The following is a 2,044-nucleotide window of genomic DNA, read 5'->3' as shown; positions in this document are numbered from 1 at the left end:
GGGCTGGCGATACTTCTACTCCATAAAGGTCTTGTAGTTGGGCTTGGATATCACGAGTGGTCATTCCTCTCGCATACAGGGCGAGAATCTTGTCATCGAAGCCTGTAAAACGAGTTTGTCCTTTTTTGACCATCTGAGGCTCGAATTGGCGATCGCGATCGCGAGGCACGGCAAGTTCCGCTTCGCCAAACTCCCCCTTAATGGTTTTACGGCTGTGTCCGTTGCGTCGATTTTGTCGCTCTTTTTTGCCCCGCTCTGCCTTCTGAGTCTCTAGATGTACGTCTATTTCAGCTTCTAAACAACGCTCTACGAGTTTTTTGGTCAGTTGTTTGAGGATTCCTCCTTCTCCAATAAGGTCTTCTGGTTTTTCATAGTCTTTGAGCAGTTCATCAATTAACTCTGGTCGAAAGGTCATAGTCTCATTCCTCACATTAATTCTATTTATTAGAGTGTGTTTTGACCTTTGACACAATTTATTTTACATACCCTCGAAGAAATTAGCGATAAGCCTACGGCATGGCTTCGCTACGCATCGATCTTTTAGGCGACCTGCTTTGAGTTTCACAACTTTGATTTTTTAGCGACCAAAATTTCTCCGTAACTATGCAAAGATGATAGTCTCATTGATTAGATTTCTCAACTTGTCGCTGGCACACCAATACAGTTCCACGATTTCCTTTTGTAATTCGTAACTCATCGTCCAAATAAAGCAGCTTTAGTAATCCTTTGGGAGATTTTTTCATTGTAAAGACTATTTTACCTGTTTGAGTATTCATTTCCGATGCTTTGCTAATTCCAAACATCCATTTGATAAAGATAGATGTAATCCGTTCCTGTAAACTAAGCTGAGAGTGTTGAGACTCTCGACCAAATACTTGCAACCATTCTTTTGATGGTTTTTCAGTTTCTCGTGGCATTAATTCTCCGCCCGTAAACTTTACTTGTACCGTATCTTTGCTTTTTGGCGAACAGACAGCTAAATTTTTTACTATTCCTTTTAATTCAGGCATATTCTCATCAATCGTTTTAAACTCAACAACGATATCGTAAGTAAATTCATTTTCCTTGCCCGTAGGAAAAACAGGTTGCAGCACTCGCTCAATTTCTACTTTAAGTCCTACAGGTTCAAACATATTGAACGCCAGTCTTCCGAGAGTATAAACATATCGACCTTGAGTATCGTTTTGGCGATCTGGAAAATTCGGTGCATTGATTAACAACCAATTCCCCTCTAGCAACTTTTCATTTTCTGTAGGTGCGCTTTCTGGGTTAAGGGATGCTAGCTGTTCTATGGCTGCTACAACTTCTTCATTTTTAGTGTCGCCACCACTCGTTTTTAGTGCTTCGATTAAACTTGTTTTGGCAATATTCTGCTCTTTTGTAGTATTCATTGCTACTAAAATTAAATTTTTCTTCCTGACTTTATCCTATCGCTATGTGGGCGGGTTGAAATTCAGCTGGTGCATGAGCAACTAACAATACCGCATGAGGTGCGAAGAAAAATAGAAATATTGTTCCTGTCCAAATTGCATAGGTTGTAAACTGAATTGCTGTGTATCTTCGTAGCAATGGTTTTTGCAGAACCGAGTACAAGCTAATCGAAAGCGTGGCAATGAAAACGAGCAGTACTCCTGCTGACAATTGAAATTCAGCACCCGTACTGAGTGAAATAACGCCAACACCTGTGATGCATAAGGCAACACCAAGCCAGCCTGATTTTCCGAGGCGTTCACCAAATAATAGCCATGCTAAGACAGCAATGACCCCTACTTCTGCTGAGATGATCAAGCTTGCTATGACTGCTGGAACAGTCACTTGACCTGCATTCAACATGAAATTGTAGAGTGCAAAGCCAATAAGACCACATAAGGAAATTAGTGGTAAGTCCCATAATCGAGGCATTGGCATTCGGTTGATTAGGGCGTACACAATCAAAACAACAGATGCAACAAGGTAGCGCAGAAAAGCGACTTCGGCAGGAGTGTATGCGGTTAGCGGTACTTAAACAATTTAAACAGACAAAATAAGATAGAATACCTTTGCT

The 2,044-nt window shown here is 41.0% G+C and carries 2 protein-coding genes and 1 pseudogene; all 3 read right to left on the bottom strand.

Annotated features, from left to right (window positions below; genetic code table 11):
* A partial coding sequence (locus ACLFKQ_RS11580; protein WP_448998051.1) for a transposase occupies window positions 1-415 on the bottom strand: 415 nt, incomplete at its 3' end.
* Window positions 416-620: 205 nt separating this feature from the next.
* Window positions 621-1,391 carry a PAP/fibrillin family protein gene (locus ACLFKQ_RS11575; RefSeq protein ID WP_448999960.1) on the bottom strand — a complete coding sequence of 257 codons (771 nt, stop codon included), beginning with the start codon at window positions 1,389-1,391 and terminating at the stop codon, window positions 621-623.
* A 31-nt stretch (window positions 1,392-1,422) separates the two neighbouring features.
* Window positions 1,423-1,974, bottom strand: a pseudogene (locus ACLFKQ_RS11570) (DMT family transporter); the annotation flags it as partial.
* Between the last annotated feature and the right edge of the window lie 70 nt (window positions 1,975-2,044).

The organism is Myxosarcina sp. GI1(2024), assembly GCF_053543375.1.
Note: the sequence above shows the minus strand (reverse complement) of the source record. Positions and strands in the feature narration are given on the sequence as shown.